This window comes from Mesorhizobium sp. CA5, from assembly GCF_020165105.1.
In the GTDB taxonomy this organism is placed as follows: domain Bacteria; phylum Pseudomonadota; class Alphaproteobacteria; order Rhizobiales; family Rhizobiaceae; genus Mesorhizobium.
Window position 1 is genome coordinate 1 of sequence record NZ_JAIUHJ010000024.1, and the last position, 15999, is coordinate 15999.

13 protein-coding genes and 1 pseudogene are annotated in these 15999 nt (G+C 64.8%); 7 read left to right on the top strand and 7 right to left on the bottom strand.

What is annotated here, in order from left to right; translation table 11 throughout:
• Positions 1 to 103: 103 nt before the first annotated feature.
• Positions 104 to 390, bottom strand: a pseudogene (locus LB529_RS24775) (GIY-YIG nuclease family protein).
• A gap of 327 nt (positions 391 to 717) precedes the next feature.
• On the opposite strand from LB529_RS24775, the gene LB529_RS24780 reads away from it, so the two are divergent.
• Both LB529_RS24780 and LB529_RS24785 read left to right on the top strand, forming a co-directional pair.
• A complete protein-coding gene (locus tag LB529_RS24780; protein WP_224712559.1) occupies positions 718 to 1344 on the top strand; it encodes a DUF1326 domain-containing protein in 627 nt (208 codons plus the stop codon).
• A 70-nt stretch (positions 1345 to 1414) separates the two neighbouring features.
• On the top strand, positions 1415 to 2161 hold the full coding sequence (locus LB529_RS24785; RefSeq protein WP_224712560.1) for a DUF2182 domain-containing protein: 747 nt from the start codon (positions 1415 to 1417) through the stop codon (positions 2159 to 2161).
• Positions 2162 to 2175: 14 nt separating this feature from the next.
• Here the strand turns inward: LB529_RS24785 and holA are convergent, their stop codons facing one another.
• Positions 2176 to 3219: a DNA polymerase III subunit delta gene (gene holA, locus LB529_RS24790; protein ID WP_224544377.1), complete on the bottom strand. Its 1044-nt coding sequence runs from the start codon at positions 3217 to 3219 to the stop codon at positions 2176 to 2178.
• Positions 3220 to 3670: 451 nt separating this feature from the next.
• On the opposite strand from holA, the gene LB529_RS24795 reads away from it, so the two are divergent.
• The 4 genes from LB529_RS24795 to lpdA all read left to right on the top strand — a co-directional run bounded on the left by LB529_RS24795 (position 3671) and on the right by lpdA (position 8953).
• A complete protein-coding gene (locus LB529_RS24795) occupies positions 3671 to 4903 on the top strand; it encodes a 3-methyl-2-oxobutanoate dehydrogenase (2-methylpropanoyl-transferring) subunit alpha (RefSeq protein WP_224544376.1) in 1233 nt (410 codons plus the stop codon).
• A 2-nt stretch (positions 4904 to 4905) separates the two neighbouring features.
• Positions 4906 to 5919: an alpha-ketoacid dehydrogenase subunit beta gene (locus LB529_RS24800; RefSeq protein ID WP_140845359.1), complete on the top strand. Its 1014-nt coding sequence runs from the start codon at positions 4906 to 4908 to the stop codon at positions 5917 to 5919.
• Between the two features lie 17 nt (positions 5920 to 5936).
• On the top strand, positions 5937 to 7319 hold the full coding sequence (locus LB529_RS24805; RefSeq protein WP_224712561.1) for a dihydrolipoamide acetyltransferase family protein: 1383 nt from the start codon (positions 5937 to 5939) through the stop codon (positions 7317 to 7319).
• Positions 7320 to 7555: 236 nt separating this feature from the next.
• Positions 7556 to 8953, top strand: coding sequence for a dihydrolipoyl dehydrogenase (gene lpdA / locus LB529_RS24810; RefSeq protein ID WP_224712562.1), 1398 nt, complete (start codon positions 7556 to 7558; stop codon positions 8951 to 8953).
• A gap of 158 nt (positions 8954 to 9111) precedes the next feature.
• Here the strand turns inward: lpdA and LB529_RS24815 are convergent, their stop codons facing one another.
• The gene (locus LB529_RS24815; protein WP_224712563.1) at positions 9112 to 10215 is read right to left on the bottom strand and encodes a saccharopine dehydrogenase family protein; all 1104 of its coding nucleotides are present in this window, start codon (positions 10213 to 10215) and stop codon (positions 9112 to 9114) included.
• A 129-nt stretch (positions 10216 to 10344) separates the two neighbouring features.
• Here LB529_RS24815 and LB529_RS24820 point away from each other — a divergent pair, with 129 nt between their 5' ends.
• The gene (locus LB529_RS24820; RefSeq protein WP_224712564.1) at positions 10345 to 10773 is read left to right on the top strand and encodes an Lrp/AsnC family transcriptional regulator; all 429 of its coding nucleotides are present in this window, start codon (positions 10345 to 10347) and stop codon (positions 10771 to 10773) included.
• Positions 10774 to 10994: 221 nt separating this feature from the next.
• Here the strand turns inward: LB529_RS24820 and LB529_RS24825 are convergent, their stop codons facing one another.
• From LB529_RS24825 to LB529_RS24840, 4 genes are all read right to left on the bottom strand, one after another.
• Positions 10995 to 13028 carry an aldo/keto reductase gene (locus LB529_RS24825; RefSeq protein ID WP_224712565.1) on the bottom strand — a complete coding sequence of 678 codons (2034 nt, stop codon included), beginning with the start codon at positions 13026 to 13028 and terminating at the stop codon, positions 10995 to 10997.
• 58 nt (positions 13029 to 13086) lie between these two features.
• Positions 13087 to 14172, bottom strand: a complete 1086-nt coding sequence (locus LB529_RS24830) for an ABC transporter ATP-binding protein (RefSeq protein ID WP_224712566.1) — start codon at positions 14170 to 14172, stop codon at positions 13087 to 13089.
• A gap of 65 nt (positions 14173 to 14237) precedes the next feature.
• The gene (locus LB529_RS24835) at positions 14238 to 15074 is read right to left on the bottom strand and encodes a carbohydrate ABC transporter permease (RefSeq protein ID WP_224712567.1); all 837 of its coding nucleotides are present in this window, start codon (positions 15072 to 15074) and stop codon (positions 14238 to 14240) included.
• The gene (locus LB529_RS24840; protein ID WP_095769856.1) at positions 15071 to 15931 is read right to left on the bottom strand and encodes a carbohydrate ABC transporter permease; all 861 of its coding nucleotides are present in this window, start codon (positions 15929 to 15931) and stop codon (positions 15071 to 15073) included. Before LB529_RS24840 ends, LB529_RS24835 begins: the two co-directional genes overlap by 4 nt.
• Positions 15932 to 15999: the final 68 nt, after the last annotated feature.

Here is a 15999-nt window from a genome sequence, read left to right on the forward strand (position 1 = left end):
AAGCTCCTGGTCGTCCTCAACGCTATCATTCGCGACAAAACCGCATTCGCGTGAACACAGTTGCCATGCCGTGACGCCTGAGCGCCGCCACGGTGCAGAACGCTCACCAACCAATTCCGCGAAACAGCTCGAACCATTCCGGATTGCTCTTTTCGATCAGTTCAATCTTCCATCGCCGTGGCCAGCGTTTCAGTGACGTCTCACGCTGGGTGGCATCAGCGATGTCGAAATATTCCTCGTACCAGAGGAGACGCTGCACACCGCAACGGCTGGCGAAGCTGGAATCTTGGCCATTCTTGTGCTCGGGTATGCGGCGGGCAAGGTCATTGGTGACACCGATATAGATCGTGCCCCCTTTCTGGCTAGCAGTCATGAGACATAGCCGGTCATCTGGCGATCCTAGCTGGCGCAGCCATCGGCGCCTATTCTGGACCGCAGCATTCTACGGCCAATGCCATGGCATGGATTCTAGGGTCTGCGCGCGTCGCTTCGCTCCTTGCTCCGCCCTAGAATGACGAAGGATATGTCGGCGAGACAGCGCCCCTCCCCAGCGCCCTCCGCTTGACAGTCCACGGCAACGGCGTACGCTCTATTAGCTTGACCTTAAATTACTGCCCCGGCGTGCCGATCAGTCGCGGTGAGGGCTATCTGCCGTTCTCCGTGAAACGGCACCGCCTCGCCAAAGCCGGACACGCCTGACACAATGGGGAGGTGTAAATGGCAGTCAGTTGGCGGTTGTCTGGAAGCTACTTCGAAAACTGCAGCTGCGATGTCGTATGTCCTTGCCTGCTGTCCACCCAGGCGCAGCTGACGTCGAAGCCGACGAAAGGCGTTTGCGACGTCGCTCTGGTCTTTCATATCGACAAGGGCAGTTTCGGGGACGTTCGATTGGACGGGCTCAATGTCGCGATGGTTGCTCACACGCCGGGCCCGATGGCGGAGGGCAATTGGACGGCCGCCGCCTATATCGACGACCATGCGGATGACAGGCAGACCGAAGCGCTGGGCGCCATCTTCACCGGCGCCGCGGGCGGGCCGATGGCCGCCTTCGCGCCGATGATCAGCACCAATCTCGGAGCCAAGAAGGTGCCGATCAGATACCAGGTCGACGGCAAGAAGCGGTCGGTGGAGATTGCCGGCGTGATGCAGCTGGCGGTCGAACCGTTGCCGACAATGCGCGAGGACGGCGAGATGTGGGTGGCCTCCGGCCATCCCGTCAATCCCGACTGGCTCGGTATGGCGATGGGAATGGAAGGCAATACTTTCAGCGACCATGGCATGAGTTGGGACAATTCCCGCCGGAACGCACACTACGCTCCGATCAATTGGTCCGGCCAGCAATAGTCCCGCACGCATGGTCGGAACGGCCTCGCCCATGACGCTGACATTGCAGCGAAACATCATTCTCGCCCTGTTGGGCGCGGTCGCCGCGGCGGCGTGGGTCTTGCTCATCCGGCAGCAGATCGGCATGGACGCGGACATGCGCATGCAGATGTACTCACCCACCATGGGCATGGCGGCGCCGCTGTTTCTTGCCGTCTGGATGATCATGATGATTGCCATGATGTTTCCGACGGCGGCGCCCATGATCCTGACCTTCCACCAGGTCCAAGCCGGCAAACGAGGTCGCGGCGAGGCCTTTGTCGCTACCTGGGTATTCGTGGCAGGCTATATGCTGGTTTGGGGCACGGTGGGCGTTTTGGCTTTTGCCGGCGCCGCAGGAGCCGAGACGCTTGCCGATCATGCGGGATTGTCCACGGCGACGGCCGCGCGCATTGGCGGCGCCCTGCTGATCATTGCCGGCGCCTACCAGCTCTCGCCGCTGAAGGATCTGTGCCTGGCCAAATGCCGCACGCCAATCGGTTTCATCCTGACCTCCTGGCGCGATGGTTCTTGGGGCGCGGTCCGCATGGGCCTCGAGCACGGCGCCTTTTGTCTGGGCTGTTGCTGGCTCTTGTTTCTGGCACTTTTCCCGCTCGGGATCATGAATGTCGCCGCAATGGCCGTGGTCACGCTGCTGATCTTTGCGGAAAAGACCTTCCCGGCGGGAAAGGGCATAGCCAAGGTGTCGGGCATCGCCCTGCTCCTTTACGGCGCGGTGGTGCTGGTCTTTCCCCAGGCGCTGCCGACCTTTCAGCCGGCGGCTATGATGATGAATTGAGCAGCGGCAGGCAGCTACCTTTGCCCCAGCCTCGCGCTCTCGATGGCAATGCCAAGCAGCGCCTGGCGTGCCAGCGCTTCCGACAGGTCCGGTCGTTTGCGGGTCTGCAGCACCGCCGTCTGCAGCCGGCCGAGCGCGCGTGCGAGCGCCTCGACGTTCCAGCGCTCCAGCGTCTTTTCCACCAGCTTGCGGCGCGAGAAGAAGACCGGGGGGCGGGCGCCGGCGACGACCGAAGCGGCGTTGCGGCCGCCGGTCTCCATCTGGCCGCGCATCGCCTGGATCGCCTGCAATTGCCGCATCGCCGATGACAGAACCAGGAACGGATGGCCGCCGGACTGGCAGTGACGGTTGAAGGCGATGTCGAAATCGCCGACCTTGCCGTCCAGCATGGCGTCGACAGCGGCGTCGAAGGAAGCGCCGGAGACGTCGCCCGACAGCGCGTTGACGTCGTCGATGCCGATCTCCTTGTGGCCGTGCGCGTAGAGCACCAGCTTCTCGATCTCGCCACGCGAGGCGAGGCGATCGCCGCCGAGGTTGCGGCGCAGCGCCTGGCGGGCGTCCAGCGTCATCGACATGCCGGCCTTGCGCAATTCGTCGTCGATCACCGAATCCAGGTCGCGGGCTTCGTCGGCGTAGCACGGCAAGGCGATCGCGTTGCCCGCAGCCTCGACGATGGCCCTGAGGCCCGTGCCTTTCTTCAGGTCGCCGGCTTCGATGAGGATGATGGCGTCGCGCGCGGGCTCCGCGGTCAGCGCCTTGATGTCGTCAGCCAGCGCCTTCTGGCCGCTGGCGTTGCGCACCCAAAGCAGCCGCCGGTCGGAAAACATCGGCACGGTGCGCGCTTCGTCGAGCAGGCGGCCTTCGTCGCGATCGACTTCGGCGCCGTCCAGCCTGACGACGGAGAACGGGTCATCGAGCGGCAGCCCGGTTTTCGCGGCAAAGGTCTTCGCCCGCTCGGCGACAAGGCCGCGGTCGGGGCCGTAAAGCAGGACGATTGCCATGGCCGGATCCGGCTTCGCCAGCCACGAATCGACCTCGTATCCTTTCTTCTGTGCCATGCCCGGTGAGTTAGCACGGGGCGGGGTGACGGAACTAGCGTCTTCCCCTTCTCCCCATGTGGGAGAAGGTGGATCGGCGCGACAGCGCCGAGACGGATGAGGGGTGTTCCAGCGGAGTGAGACGCTGGTGGCATCTGGAACACCCCTCATCCGTCGCCTTCGGCGACACCTTCTCCCACAAGGGGAGAAGGGGAAGGCCGCGCCCGGCTCCACCTCCCAATCGCATTTTCTGGCGGCAATCGCCCCGCAAACTTCCGCCAAATTGCGCGCGGCGTGAAAACATCGAAAAGAAATTTCGCCGCCATATCTGCATCTTGGCGCTTGCGTGCCGCATTGCTCAGCCGAGCTGACGGCCCGGGAGGAAGGCCGTGCCGAGGTCCGGCGAATTGGCACTGGTCTGGCGGCGCGGATGTGCAAATATCGCACCGGCAACATTGGAGGATGTGAGCTCATGGCCGACGCTGGATTGTTGCGCTTCCATGTGCCCGAGCCCGAGGTGCGGCCCGGCGGCACGCCCGACTTCTCGAATGTGACCATCCCCAAGGCGGGCTCGGTGCCGCGTCCGGAGATCGAGGTCGATCCGCGCAGCATCCGCGACATGGCTTTCTCCATCATCCGTGTGCTGAACCGCGCCGGCGAGGCCGTCGGGCCATGGGCCGGGCTGCTCAGCGACGAGGAGCTGCTCGAGGGCCTGCGCCATATGATGACGCTCAGGACCTTCGATGCGCGCATGCAGATGGCGCAGCGTCAGGGCAAGACCTCCTTCTACATGCAGCATCTGGGCGAAGAGGCGGTGAGCTGCGCTTTCCGCAAGGCGCTCAAGCCGGGCGACATGAACTTCCCGACCTACCGGCAGGCCGGCCTTCTGATCGCCGACGGCTATCCGATGGTCACGATGATGAACCAGATCTATTCCAACGAAGCCGATCCGCTGAAGGGCCGGCAATTGCCGATCATGTATTCGTCGAAGGAGCACGGCTTCTTCTCGATCTCCGGCAATCTGGCCACGCAATATATCCAGGCGGTCGGCTGGGCGATGGCCTCGGCGATCTCCAATGATTCCAAGATTGCGGCAGCGTGGATCGGCGACGGCTCGACGGCGGAGTCCGATTTCCATGCGGCGCTGGTGTTTGCTTCCACCTACAAGGCGCCTGTCGTGCTCAACGTCGTCAACAACCAGTGGGCGATTTCGACCTTCCAGGGCATCGCGCGCGGCGGCTCCGGCACGTTCGCCGCGCGCGGGCTCGGCTTCGGGATTCCGTCGCTGCGCGTCGATGGCAACGACTATCTCGCCGTGCATGCGGTGGCCAAATGGGCGGCGGAGCGGGCGCGCGCCAATCTCGGGCCGACGCTGGTCGAATATGTCACCTACCGCGCCGGCGCGCATTCGAGCTCGGACGATCCGTCTGCCTACCGGCCGAAGGCGGAATCCGATGCCTGGCCGCTCGGCGATCCGGTGATCCGGTTGAAGAACCACCTCATCCACAAGGAAGTCTGGTCGGAGGAGCGACACACCCAGGCGGAGGCCGAGATCCTCGAAACGGTGATCGCGGCGCAGAAGGAGGCCGAAAGCCACGGCACGCTGCATGCCGGCGGCAAGCCGTCGACACGCGACATGTTCGAGGGCGTCTATGCCGAGATGCCGCCGCATCTCAGGCGTCAGCGCCAGCAGGCGGGGGTCTGACCATGCCGAGACGCACGATGATCGAGGCGATCCGTGACGCCATGGACGTGTCGATGGGGCGCGACAGCCAAGTCATCGTCTATGGCGAGGATGTCGGCTTCTTCGGCGGCGTCTTCCGCGCCACGCAAGGCCTACAGGCCAAATACGGCAAAAGCCGCTGCTTCGACGCGCCGATCAGCGAATCCGGCATCGTCGGCTCGGCTATCGGCATGGCCGCCTATGGGCTGAAGCCCTGCGTCGAGGTGCAATTCGCCGATTATGTTTATCCGGCTTACGATCAGATCGTGTCGGAGGCGGCGCGGCTGCGTTATCGCTCCAACGGCGATTTCACCTGCCCGATCGTGGTGCGCATGCCGACCGGCGGCGGCATCTTCGGCGGCCAGACGCACAGCCAGAGCCCGGAAGCGCTGTTCACCCATGTCTCCGGCCTGAAGGTGATCGTGCCGTCCAACCCGCATGACGCCAAGGGGTTGCTCATCGCGGCGATCGAGGATCCGGACCCGGTGATCTTCCTCGAGCCGAAGCGGCTCTACAACGGCCCGTTCGACGGGCATCACGACAAGCCGGTGACGCCGTGGTCAAAGCATGAGTTGGGCGAGGTGGCGGACGGCCACTACACGATCCCGCTCGGCAAGGCGGCGATCCGCCGGCCGGGATCGGCCGTCACCGTGCTCGCTTACGGCACAATGGTCTATGTCGCGCAGGCGGCGGCCGAGGAGACCGGCATCGATGCCGAGGTCATCGACCTCCGGACGCTGCTGCCGCTCGATCTCGAGGCGATCGTCGCCTCGGTGAAGAAGACCGGCCGCTGCGTCGTCGTGCACGAGGCGACGCTCACCTCCGGCTTCGGCGCCGAGCTGGTGGCGCTGGTGCAGGAGAACTGCTTCTACCATCTGGAAGCGCCGGTGGCGCGGGTCGCCGGCTGGGACACGCCCTATCCGCATGCGCAGGAATGGGACTATTTCCCCGGCCCGGCGCGGGTCGGGCGCGCGCTGATCGAAACATTGGAAGCTTAGAGTGGGGGAGGCCTGAGATGGGCGAGCACGTCATCAAGCTGCCCGATGTCGGCGAAGGCGTCGCCGAGGCAGAGCTTGTCGAGTGGCACGTCAAGGTCGGCGACCTCGTGCGCGAGGACACGGTTCTCGCCGCCGTCATGACCGACAAGGCGACGGTCGAAATCCCGTCGCCGGTCGATGGCGAGATCCTGTGGCTCGGCGCCGAGATCGGCGACACGGTGGCGATCGGCTCGCCGATCGTGCGGCTGAAAGTGGCCGGCGAAGGCAATGTGAAAAACACGCCGTCAAGTGAGAGTGGTGCCGACGGCATCCCAGCTGGGGCGAGCCATGGCGATCGTCTTCCCCCTGCGCAAAACGCAGCGCCGTCATCCTCGGGCTTGTCCCGAGGATCCGCTGGTTCGCCGGAACCGGCGGCGTCGCATCCACGCAGGTCGGCAGATCCTCGGGACAAGCCCGAGGATGACGGCGTTAAGAAGGATCGCGCCATGCCCAGCCTTTCGGGCGCGCCGCGCGCGGAAGGCGAGAAGCCGCTTGCCTCGCCGGCCGTCCGCCTGCGCGCCAAGGAAGCCGGCATCGATCTGCGCCAGGTTCCGGGCAGCGGTCCGGCCGGGCGCATCAGCCATGAGGACATCGACGCATTCCTCGCGCGCGGCCCGCAAGTCGCCCGCGCCACCGGACTTGCCCGGAAGGACGGCGTCGAGGACATCAAGGTCGTAGGGCTGCGGCGCAAGATCGCCGAAAAGATGGCGCTGGCGAAATCGCGCATCCCGCATATCACTTATGTCGAGGAGATCGACGTCACCGCATTGGAAGAATTGCGCGCCACGCTCAACAAGGAGAAGCGCGGCGCCAAGGGGACAGAAAGGCCCAAGCTGACGCTGCTGCCATTCCTGATGCGGGCGATGGTCAAGGCGATTGGCGAGCAGCCGAACCTCAACGCCTTGTTCGACGACGATGCCGGCATCATCCACCGGCATGAAGGCATCCATATCGGCATCGCCGCGCAGACGCCCAACGGGCTGGTGGTGCCGGTGGTGAAACATGCCGAGGCGCGCGACCTGTGGGATAGTGCTGCGGAAGTCAACCGGCTGGCCGATGCGGCCAAGGCCGGCACGGCGAGCCGCGAGGAGCTTTCCGGCTCGACCATCACCATCACCTCGCTCGGCGCCATGGGCGGCGTGGCGACGACGCCGGTCATCAACTACCCGGAAGTGGCGATCGTCGGCGTCAACAAGATGATGGTGCGGCCGGTGTGGGACGGCACGCAGTTCATCCCGCGCAAGATGATGAACCTGTCCTCCAGCTTCGACCACCGCGTCATCGACGGCTGGGACGCCGCGGTGTTCGTGCAGCGCATCAAGGCGCTGCTGGAAACGCCGGCGCTGATCTTCGTGGATTGAGGGAGATGGGGTTGATCTCGAACGTCGCGGCGCCGAAATGCGCGCTCCCCCTTCTCCCCTTGTGGGAGAAGGTGTCGCCGAAGGCGACGGATGAGGGGTGCTCCAGCGGAGTGAGACGTTGGCTTTCCCTGAAACACCCCTCATCCGTCTCGGCGCTGTCGCGCCGATCCACCTTCTCCCACAAGGGGAGAAGGAAAAGGCGCCTCGCCGCCTCCGCCGAAAGGAAGCAAGCCGTCATGAAAGAAATCTCCTGCAAGCTGCTCGTCATCGGCGCCGGGCCGGGCGGTTATGTCTGCGCCATCCGTGCCGGCCAGCTCGGCGTCGACACGGTCATCGTCGAGTTCGGCAAGCCGGGCGGCACCTGCCTCAATGTCGGCTGCATCCCGTCGAAGGCGCTGATCCATGCCGCGGAGGCGTTCGAGAAGGTCGCGCATATGGCCGGCGGCAAGGATCAGCTGGGCATCAAGGTCGCCGCGCCGACGCTCGATCTTGCGAAAACTGTCGGCTGGAAGGACGGGATCGTTAGCCGGCTCAACAGCGGCGTGGCCGGCCTGTTGAAGAAGGCCAGGGTGAAGACCGTGCATGGTTGGGCAACCTTCCGGGACGGCAAGACCGTCGAGGTCGAGACCGAAACCGGAACCCAGGTGATCCGCGCCGAGACCGTCGTCATCGCCACTGGTTCGGCGCCTGTAGAATTGCCCTTCCTGCCTTTCGGCGGCCCGGTGATCTCGTCCACCGAAGCGCTGGATCTCGGCGAAATGCCGAACAAGCTCGCGGTCGTCGGCGGCGGCTATATCGGGTTGGAGCTCGGCATGGCCTTCGCCAGGATGGGTGCGAAGGTCACCGTGGTCGAGACCTTGCCGCGGGTGCTCGCGCAATATGACGCCGAGCTGACAAGATCGGTGCTGAAACGGCTCGGCGAGCTCGGCGTCGAGGTGATGACAGGGGCGAAGGCCAAAGGCCTGTCGGCCAAGGGCGACGCGCTGCTGGTCGAGACGGCCGACGGCAAGAACGCCAAGATCGCCGCCGACAGGATCCTGGTCACGGTCGGCCGCAAGCCGCTGACCGAAGGCTGGGGGCTGGAGCAGATCGACCTCGACATGGCGGGAAAATTCATCCGCATCGACGACCAGTGCCGCACCTCGATGCGCGGCATTTTTGCCATCGGCGACGTCACCGGCGAGCCGATGCTGGCGCACCGTGCCATGGCGCAGGGCGAGATGGTGGCCGAGATCGTCGCCGGCCACAAAAGAAGCTGGGACAAGCGCGCCATTCCGGCGATCTGCTTCACCGATCCGGAGCTGGTCACCGCCGGGCTGTCGCCCGAAGAAGCGAAGGCGCTCGCCGGCGAGATCAAGATCGGCCAGTTCCCCTTCGCCGCCAATGGCCGCGCCATGACCAAACAGGGCGAGGACGGGTTTGTGCGGGTCGTGGCGCGTGCCGACAACCATCTGGTGCTGGGCATCCAGGCGGTCGGGCAGGGCGTGTCGGAACTGTCGGCGGCATTTGGCCTGGCGTTGGAGATGGGCGCACGGCTGGAGGACATCGCCGGCATGGTCCACGCGCATCCGACGCAGGGCGAGGGTTTTCAGGAAGCGGCGCTGAAGGCGCTGGGCCACGCGCTGCATGTTTAGCTCCCCCTTCTCCCCTTGTGGGAGAAGGTGTCGCCGAAGGCGACGGATGAGGGGTGCTCCAGGGAAAGCAAGCCTCTCACTCCGCTGGAACACCCCTCATCCGTCTCGGCGCTTGCGCGCCGATCCACCTTCTCCCACAAGGGGAGAAGGAAGAGACCTCAGCTCGCCAGCCGGCTTACCATCTCGTGCTGGGCATAGGCGCGGCCGAAGCGGTTGGCGAGGAAGGCGTCGAGGGCGATGTCTTCCTGCTTGACAAAGCCCTTCGCCGGCAGCGAGCCGTCGGCCAGCATATCGAGCACGGCGCAGATGCCTGAGGCGGTGGTGATCTGGATGGCGCTGCGCACGATGTTGCCGACGCGCTGCGAATAGATCTTGTTGGCGTAGGTCTCCTGCAGCAGGCGGCCGTTGCGGCGGCCCGAGACGGTGACGAAGACGATGACCACGTCCTGCAGCGTCGCCGGCAGGGCGCTTTCGAAAATGTCCTTGAGCACGTCGCGGCGATGACGCAGGCCGAGGTCGTTGAGCAGCGCCTTCATGATCGCGGCGTGCCCGGGATAGCGGATGGTGCGGTAGTTCAGCGTGCGCACCTTGCCCTTCAGCGTCTCGGCGAGCGTGCCGAGACCGCCGGAGGTGTTGAAGGCCTCATAGGTGACGCCGTCGAGCGAGAATTCCTCGCGCTCCTCCAGCGGCGGCACCTCGATCAGCTCGCCCTCGACGATCGCTTCGCAGGGTTCGCAATATTCGTTGATGACGCCGTCGGTGCTCCAGGTGAGGTTGTAGTTCAGCGCGTTGGACGGATATTGCGGCAGCGCGCCGACGCGCATGCGCACGCTTTCCAGAGTGTCGAAGCGGCTGGCGAGGTCGTTGGCGACGATCGAGATGAAGCCTGGCGCCAGGCCGCATTGCGGGATGAAGGCGCTTTTGGCGTCACGCGCGAGCTCCTTGACGCGGCGGGTCGAGACGACGTCCTCGGTGAGATCGAGATAATGCACGCCGGTGGCGGCGGCCGCCTCGGCGATGCGCGTGGTGAGGTGGAAGGGCGCGGCGCTGAGCACGGCGAATTTGCCGGCGAGCACCTTTTCGAGCTCGCCCGAAGCGGCGATATCGAGCTCCTGCGTCGCGATGCCGGCCGGCAGTTCGGCAGCGGCAAGCTGGGCCGCCGAGCGGTCGACCAGCGTGACGCGGTAGTCGCCCGTGGCGTTCAGCATTTCAGCTATGGTCGAGCCGATCTTGCCGGCGCCGACGACAACGATGTTCTTCATGATCCAATTCCCCTGCCAATGCTGATTGCGATGTGGCGGGAATCTTCGCAGCTTGCCTGTCGAAGGGAAGCGTGGAATCTGGCAATATGACGCCGAACTTTGAGCGATATGGCGAAAGGTTTCGTCGAAATGATCAGTGAAGCCGAACAAGCCCTGCTTACCTTGTTGCGCGCCAACGCGCGCGCCTCGACCGCCGAGCTCGCGCGCCAGCTTGGCGTGTCGCGTACCACGGTGCAGAGCCGCATCGAGCGGCTGGAGCAGCGCGGCATCATTACCGGCTATGGGGTCAGGCTGTCGCCCGATTATGAGCAAGGGCTGGTCAAGGCGCATGTGCTGCTCACCGTGACGCCGAAGCTCGCCGAGAAGGTGGTGCGCAGCCTCGCGGCGATGCCGCCGGTGCGCACGGTGCATTCGGTGAGCGGCAATTTCGACATGATCGTCATCGTCGACGCGCCATCGATCCGCGACCTCGACGCGCTGCTAGACCGGATCGGGGCGATGGAGGGGGTCGAGCGGACGTCGTCGTCGATTATTTTGTCGACACGGGTGGATCGGTAGGCGGGGGGTCTGAGATGTTGGCGCGAGGCCCCCCTCTCTGTCCTGCCGGACATCTCCCCCTCAAGGGGGGAGATTGGCAGCTTCGACGCCGGCGCCTTTTCTGCAGCATTGGTGATTGGCGAAAGCCGGCGTGACATCTGATCTCCCCCCTTGAGGGGGAGATGCCCGGCAGGGCAGAGAGGGGGGCGAAGGAATGAGGCGTTTGTTTTTCCTCGCTCCGATCAAGCCCTCCGTCTCTCCGGCCCCTCGTCAAGCCACGCCACATCCTCCGGCGTCAGCTTGATATCCAGCGCCCTAAGACTGTCCTCCAGCTCGTCCAGCGTGCGTGGGCCGATCAGCGGCACCGAGGGGAAGGGTTGCGCCAGGACATAGGCGAGCGCGACATGGATCGGGCTCTTGCCGAGCTTGCGCGCCAGTTCGATGGCGCGGTCGCGGCGGCCGAAATTCTTTTCCGAATACCAGACCCGCACCAGCTCCTCATTCTCGGTCCGGTCGCGGCCGGCGCGGTCGGTGAAGAAGCCGCGGCCCTGGCTCGACCAGGCGAAGTTGGGCATCTGCCTTGCCGTCAGCCAGGCTTTCCAGGCATCCGTGGAGGAGGTGACGCAACCGGCCCAGATCGGCTCCAGCATCTCGGCCAACGAGAAATTGTTGGAGAGCGCGCCGGGCTTCTGCTTGCCGTTCTTTTCGGCATAGGCAATGGCCGCATCCATGCGCTCCATCGTCCAGTTGGAGCCGCCGAACAGGCCGCGGATGCGGCCGGCTTTGGCCTCGCGATCCATCGCGTCGACGAACTCGCCGACCGGCACGTCCGGATTGTCGCGATGCATGAAATAGATGTCGACATGGTCGGTCTGCAGCCGGTCGAGCGACTGCGCCAGCTGCTTCGCAATCACATCGGGATAACAGAGCGGCGAATGCGCGCCCTTGGCGATGATCACCGACTGCTCGCGCACGCCGCGATTCCTGAGCCATTGGCCAAGCAGCGTCTCGGTGTAGCCGGCGCCATAGACGAAGCCGGTGTCGAACAGATTGCCGCCGGCCTCGAAATAGGCGTCGAGCAGGATCGAGCCGGAGGAGAAGGTGCGGAAATCCTCGAAGCCGAGCGCCAGAAGCGACACTGCGCGCGGCAGGCCGGGAATGGCGCGCTTGCCAATGGCCTTGCCATCGGTCCGCAGCGGCCGGCCAGAGAGGGTGTTGACGCGCTTAGCCGGCTTTTCGATGTCATATTCCAGCCCGACCGCGGCACGCCATTTGTCGAGGACGCGCAGCGTGCCGAGGCTGTCGGCCCAGCCCATGCCCGGCCAGGCGAACTCCTGCCGTCCGGCCAGGATCGCCTCGCCGGCGGCATCGACCTCGAAGGAGTAGAGGTGGCGGGTCTCGTCGAGGCTGATCACCTCGCGAGCCGCCCCGGACCGGATCACTTCGATCCGGCCCGGTCCGACGTCGCGGTTGCCACCGGCGAACCAGAAATCGGGCACCTCGATCTGACCCTTGGTGCCGAAGATGCGCAACACATTGTCCTGGTTGAGCGAGATGCTGCAGGAGATCTCGGCGACGATGCCGTTGGGGAACGTGAGCAGGGCCGAGGCCCACTCATCGACGCCCGATTGGCCGAGATGGGCAGCGCCCACGACCTTGTCCGGCTCGAGGAAAGGCTGCCCGGCGGCGGCGCCCGCGATCAGCCGCGCCATCGACACCGGATAGCCGCCGACATCGAGGATGCCGCCGCCGGCCATGTCGTTGGCATAGAGCCGATGTTCCGGCATGAAGCCCGGCATGGCGAAGCCGAAGCTCGACTTGATCATGCGGATCTCGCCGATGGCGCCCGACTTGATCAGCTCGACCAATTGCAGCGTCTGCGGGTGCAGCCGGTACATGAAGGCCTCGCCGAGAAAGGTGCCGGCCTTGCGCGCCGCATGCATCATGGCGTCGGCCTCGAAGGCGGTCAGCGCCAGCGGCTTCTCGCACAAGACATGCTTGCCGGCCTCGGCGGCCTTGATCGCCCATTCGGCATGGCCAGGATGCGGGATCGAAATGTAGACGGCGTCGACTTGCTTGTCGGCGAGCAGCGCCTCATAGCCGTCAAGGATGCGCGCGCCCGGAAAGCTCTGCGCCAAGCCCGGCTTGGCGGGATTGCGGGCGCCGAGCGCGACCAGCTCGCCGTTGCGCGACCCCGCCACGCCGCCCGCAAAGGATTTGGCGATGCTGCCGGGTCCGAGGATGCCCCAGCGGATTTTCCTGGATGAGGGTGTCATGTCGAATTCTCCATGGGTCGCCGCCACGCCTGGCGTGCCGGCAAAGAAAATTTGCGGGTCAGCGGATCCTGGCACCCGCCTTGTCGAAGAGCAGCGCCCGTTCCGCCTTGATCGAGACCGTGAAATGGTCGCCGCTGGCGCGCTGGCGCGAAGCCTCGCGCTCGACGATCAGCTCCTCGGGTCCGGCATTGGCATAGACATAGCTCACCGAGCCCAGATGCTCGGCGACGTCGGCCTTGACCGGGATGTCGCAATCGCCCTCGCCGGCCTCGAAGAAATGCTCCGGCCTGACGCCGAGCACGACCTCGGCGCCGATGGCGGGAAAAGTCTCGCAAAGCGGCTTGCGCAATCTGGCGCCGCCGTGATGGGCGAGCTCGATAATCGCGGCGCTGTTCGTCGTCTCGACAACCTTGGCGCTGAGGAAATTCATCTTCGGCGAGCCGATGAAGCCGGCTACGAAACGGTTGGCCGGGTCGTCATAGAGATCGAGCGGCGCGCCGATCTGCTCGACATTGCCGGCTTTGAGCACAACGATGCGGTCGGCCAGCGTCATCGCCTCGGTCTGGTCGTGCGTCACATAGATCATGGTGACGCCGAGCTCCTTGTGCAGGCGCGAGATCTCGACCCGCATCTGCACCCTGAGCTCGGCGTCGAGATTGGAGAGCGGCTCGTCGAACAGGAAGACCTGCGGCTCGCGCACGATGGCGCGGCCGATGGCAACGCGCTGGCGCTGGCCGCCGGAGAGCTGCTTCGGCCGCCGCTGCATCAATTCGTCGATGCGCAGGATCTCGGCGGCTTTCCTGACCCGGCGCTCGGTGTCGGCCTTCGGATTGCCGTTCATTCTGAGGCCGAAGGAGAGGTTCTGCTCCACGGTCATATGCGGATAGAGCGCGTAGGACTGGAACACCATGGCGATGCCGCGGTCAGCCGGCTCGACATCGTTCATCACCTTGCCGCCGATGGCGATGTCGCCGCCGCTGATGTCCTCCAGCCCGGCAATCATCCTCAGCAACGTGGACTTGCCGCAGCCGGAGGGGCCGACGAAGACGACGAACTCGCCGTCGGTGATATCGATGTTGGCGCCATGGACGACTTCGAAGGTGCCGAAGCGTTTGACGACATTGGTGAGGGTGACGGCCGCCATGTTAGAGCGAGATGTAGTTAGGTTGCATCATTCTGTGTCCCAGTCGGCGAGGCATCTCGCGCTTCCTATTTGACCGCGCCGGCGGCGATGCCGGCGATGAAATGGCGCTGCAACAGCACGAAGACGATGAGCATCGGCACCGTCAGCATGACGGCGCCGGCCATGATGCCGCCCCACGAAACCTTGGTCAGACCGATCAGCGTGCCGAGCGCCACCGGCGCGGTCATCGCGCCCGGCTGGCTGTTGATCAGCAGCGGCCAGAGATAATTGTTCCACGAGGCGAGGAAGAGGATGATCGCAAGCGCCGCCAGCATCGGGCGGGCCAGCGGCAGCGCCACGAACAGGAAGATGCGCCATTCCTTGACGCCTTCGACGCGGGCGGCGTCGAACAATTCGGCCGGCATCATCGAGAAAGCCTGGCGCATGAAGAGCACCCCCAGCGAATTGAACAGGGGCGGCACGATCAGCGCGATCCAGGTGTTGGCCAAAGCGAAGTCGCGCGCCACCATGATGAATTGCGGGATGAGCACCACCGCATAGGGAAGCGTGATGGTGCCGAAGATGATGGCGACGACCGCGCCCTTGCCGTGGAATTCGTAGCGCGCCAGCGCCCAGCCGGCCATCGAGGTGAGCAGCACCGACAGCACGGTGTAGGTCACCGCCACCGAGACCGAAATGCCGATGGCGCCGATGAAATTGGTGTCGCGCTGCAGGTTGGCGACATTGTCGAGGAAATTGTCATGCGGCAGGAGCTCGATGCCGGGGCTGAAGATGCCGTTGTCGGGCATGGTGGAGAACACCACCATCATCCACAGCGGGAACAACCAGACCAGCGCCAGCGGCGTCAGGAAAAGATGCAGCGCTATGACGCGGCCCAGCCTTGCTTGCGAGCGCGAGGTCATTTCGGCTCCCTCATCAGCCAGAGCTGCACCAGGGTGATGGCGATGGCCAGCCCGGCCATGGTATAGGCGACGGCCGAGGCGTAGCCGAAATTGAGCGAGCGGAAGCCCTGGCGGTAGAGCAGCAGGCCGAGCGTCTCGGTGCCGCCACCCGGGCCGCCGCGCTCAGTGATCAGGAACGGCTCGGTGAAGAGCTGCATGGTGCCGATGATCGACAGCACGGCGCAAAAGACGATGACCGGCTTCAGCAGCGGCAAGGTGATGTAGAAGAACTGCTTCACCCTGCTGACGCGGTCGAGCGTCGCCGCCTCGTAGACATCCTCCGGGATCGACTGCAGGCCGGCCAGGATGATGATGGCGTTGTAGCCGGCCCAGCGCCAGGTGACCGCGATCATGATCAGCGCCATGGCCGGCGTGACGTTGGAGAACCAGTCGATCTTTGAGATGCCGACGCTCTCCAGGAGCTTGTTGACGATGCCGAAATCGAGGCTGAACATCAGCCGGAAGACGGCCGAATAGGCGACCTCGCCGACCACCACGGGCGCGAAGAAAGCGAAGCGGTAGAGGCCGCGGGCTTTAAGCAGCGGCGAGTTCAGAAGCACCGCCATGACGATCGCCAGCGCAATCATCACCGGCACCTGGATGACCAGGATCAGCAGCGTGTTCTTCAGCGCATTGTAGAAGGCGGGGTCGCCGATCAGGCGGCCCCAGTTGAAGGTCGGCGCGAAGCGCCACGGCACGGTGCGCGTCGCCTGGAAGGAGATGATGAAGGAAGAGATGATCGGCCAGATCCAGAAGATGGCGAAGATCAAAAGATAGGGCGTGAGGAAGCGGTACGCGGTGGCGTTCTGGGTGCGCATTGGCTTCCTCCTTTCCCGGTTACGCCTTCTTGGCGGGCGCGGTGTTGATCATGCTTCGAATGCCGGAG

Bases quoted from the DNA above. Each gene is read 5' to 3' on its own strand.
- LB529_RS24780 (WP_224712559.1), top strand. From the start codon at position 718: ATGGCAGTCAGTTGGCGGTTGTCTGGAAGCTACTTCGAAAACTGCAGC.
- LB529_RS24825 (WP_224712565.1), bottom strand. From the start codon at position 13,028: ATGACACCCTCATCCAGGAAAATCCGCTGGGGCATCCTCGGACCCGGC.
- LB529_RS24830 (WP_224712566.1), bottom strand. From the start codon at position 14,172: ATGGCGGCCGTCACCCTCACCAATGTCGTCAAACGCTTCGGCACCTTC.
- LB529_RS24820 (WP_224712564.1), top strand. From the start codon at position 10,345: ATGATCAGTGAAGCCGAACAAGCCCTGCTTACCTTGTTGCGCGCCAAC.
- LB529_RS24815 (WP_224712563.1), bottom strand. From the start codon at position 10,215: ATGAAGAACATCGTTGTCGTCGGCGCCGGCAAGATCGGCTCGACCATA.
- LB529_RS24795 (WP_224544376.1), top strand. From the start codon at position 3,671: ATGGCCGACGCTGGATTGTTGCGCTTCCATGTGCCCGAGCCCGAGGTG.
- LB529_RS24835 (WP_224712567.1), bottom strand. From the start codon at position 15,074: ATGACCTCGCGCTCGCAAGCAAGGCTGGGCCGCGTCATAGCGCTGCAT.
- holA (WP_224544377.1), bottom strand. From the start codon at position 3,219: ATGGCACAGAAGAAAGGATACGAGGTCGATTCGTGGCTGGCGAAGCCG.
- LB529_RS24805 (WP_224712561.1), top strand. From the start codon at position 5,937: ATGGGCGAGCACGTCATCAAGCTGCCCGATGTCGGCGAAGGCGTCGCC.
- LB529_RS24800 (WP_140845359.1), top strand. From the start codon at position 4,906: ATGCCGAGACGCACGATGATCGAGGCGATCCGTGACGCCATGGACGTG.
- LB529_RS24840 (WP_095769856.1), bottom strand. From the start codon at position 15,931: ATGCGCACCCAGAACGCCACCGCGTACCGCTTCCTCACGCCCTATCTT.
- lpdA (WP_224712562.1), top strand. From the start codon at position 7,556: ATGAAAGAAATCTCCTGCAAGCTGCTCGTCATCGGCGCCGGGCCGGGC.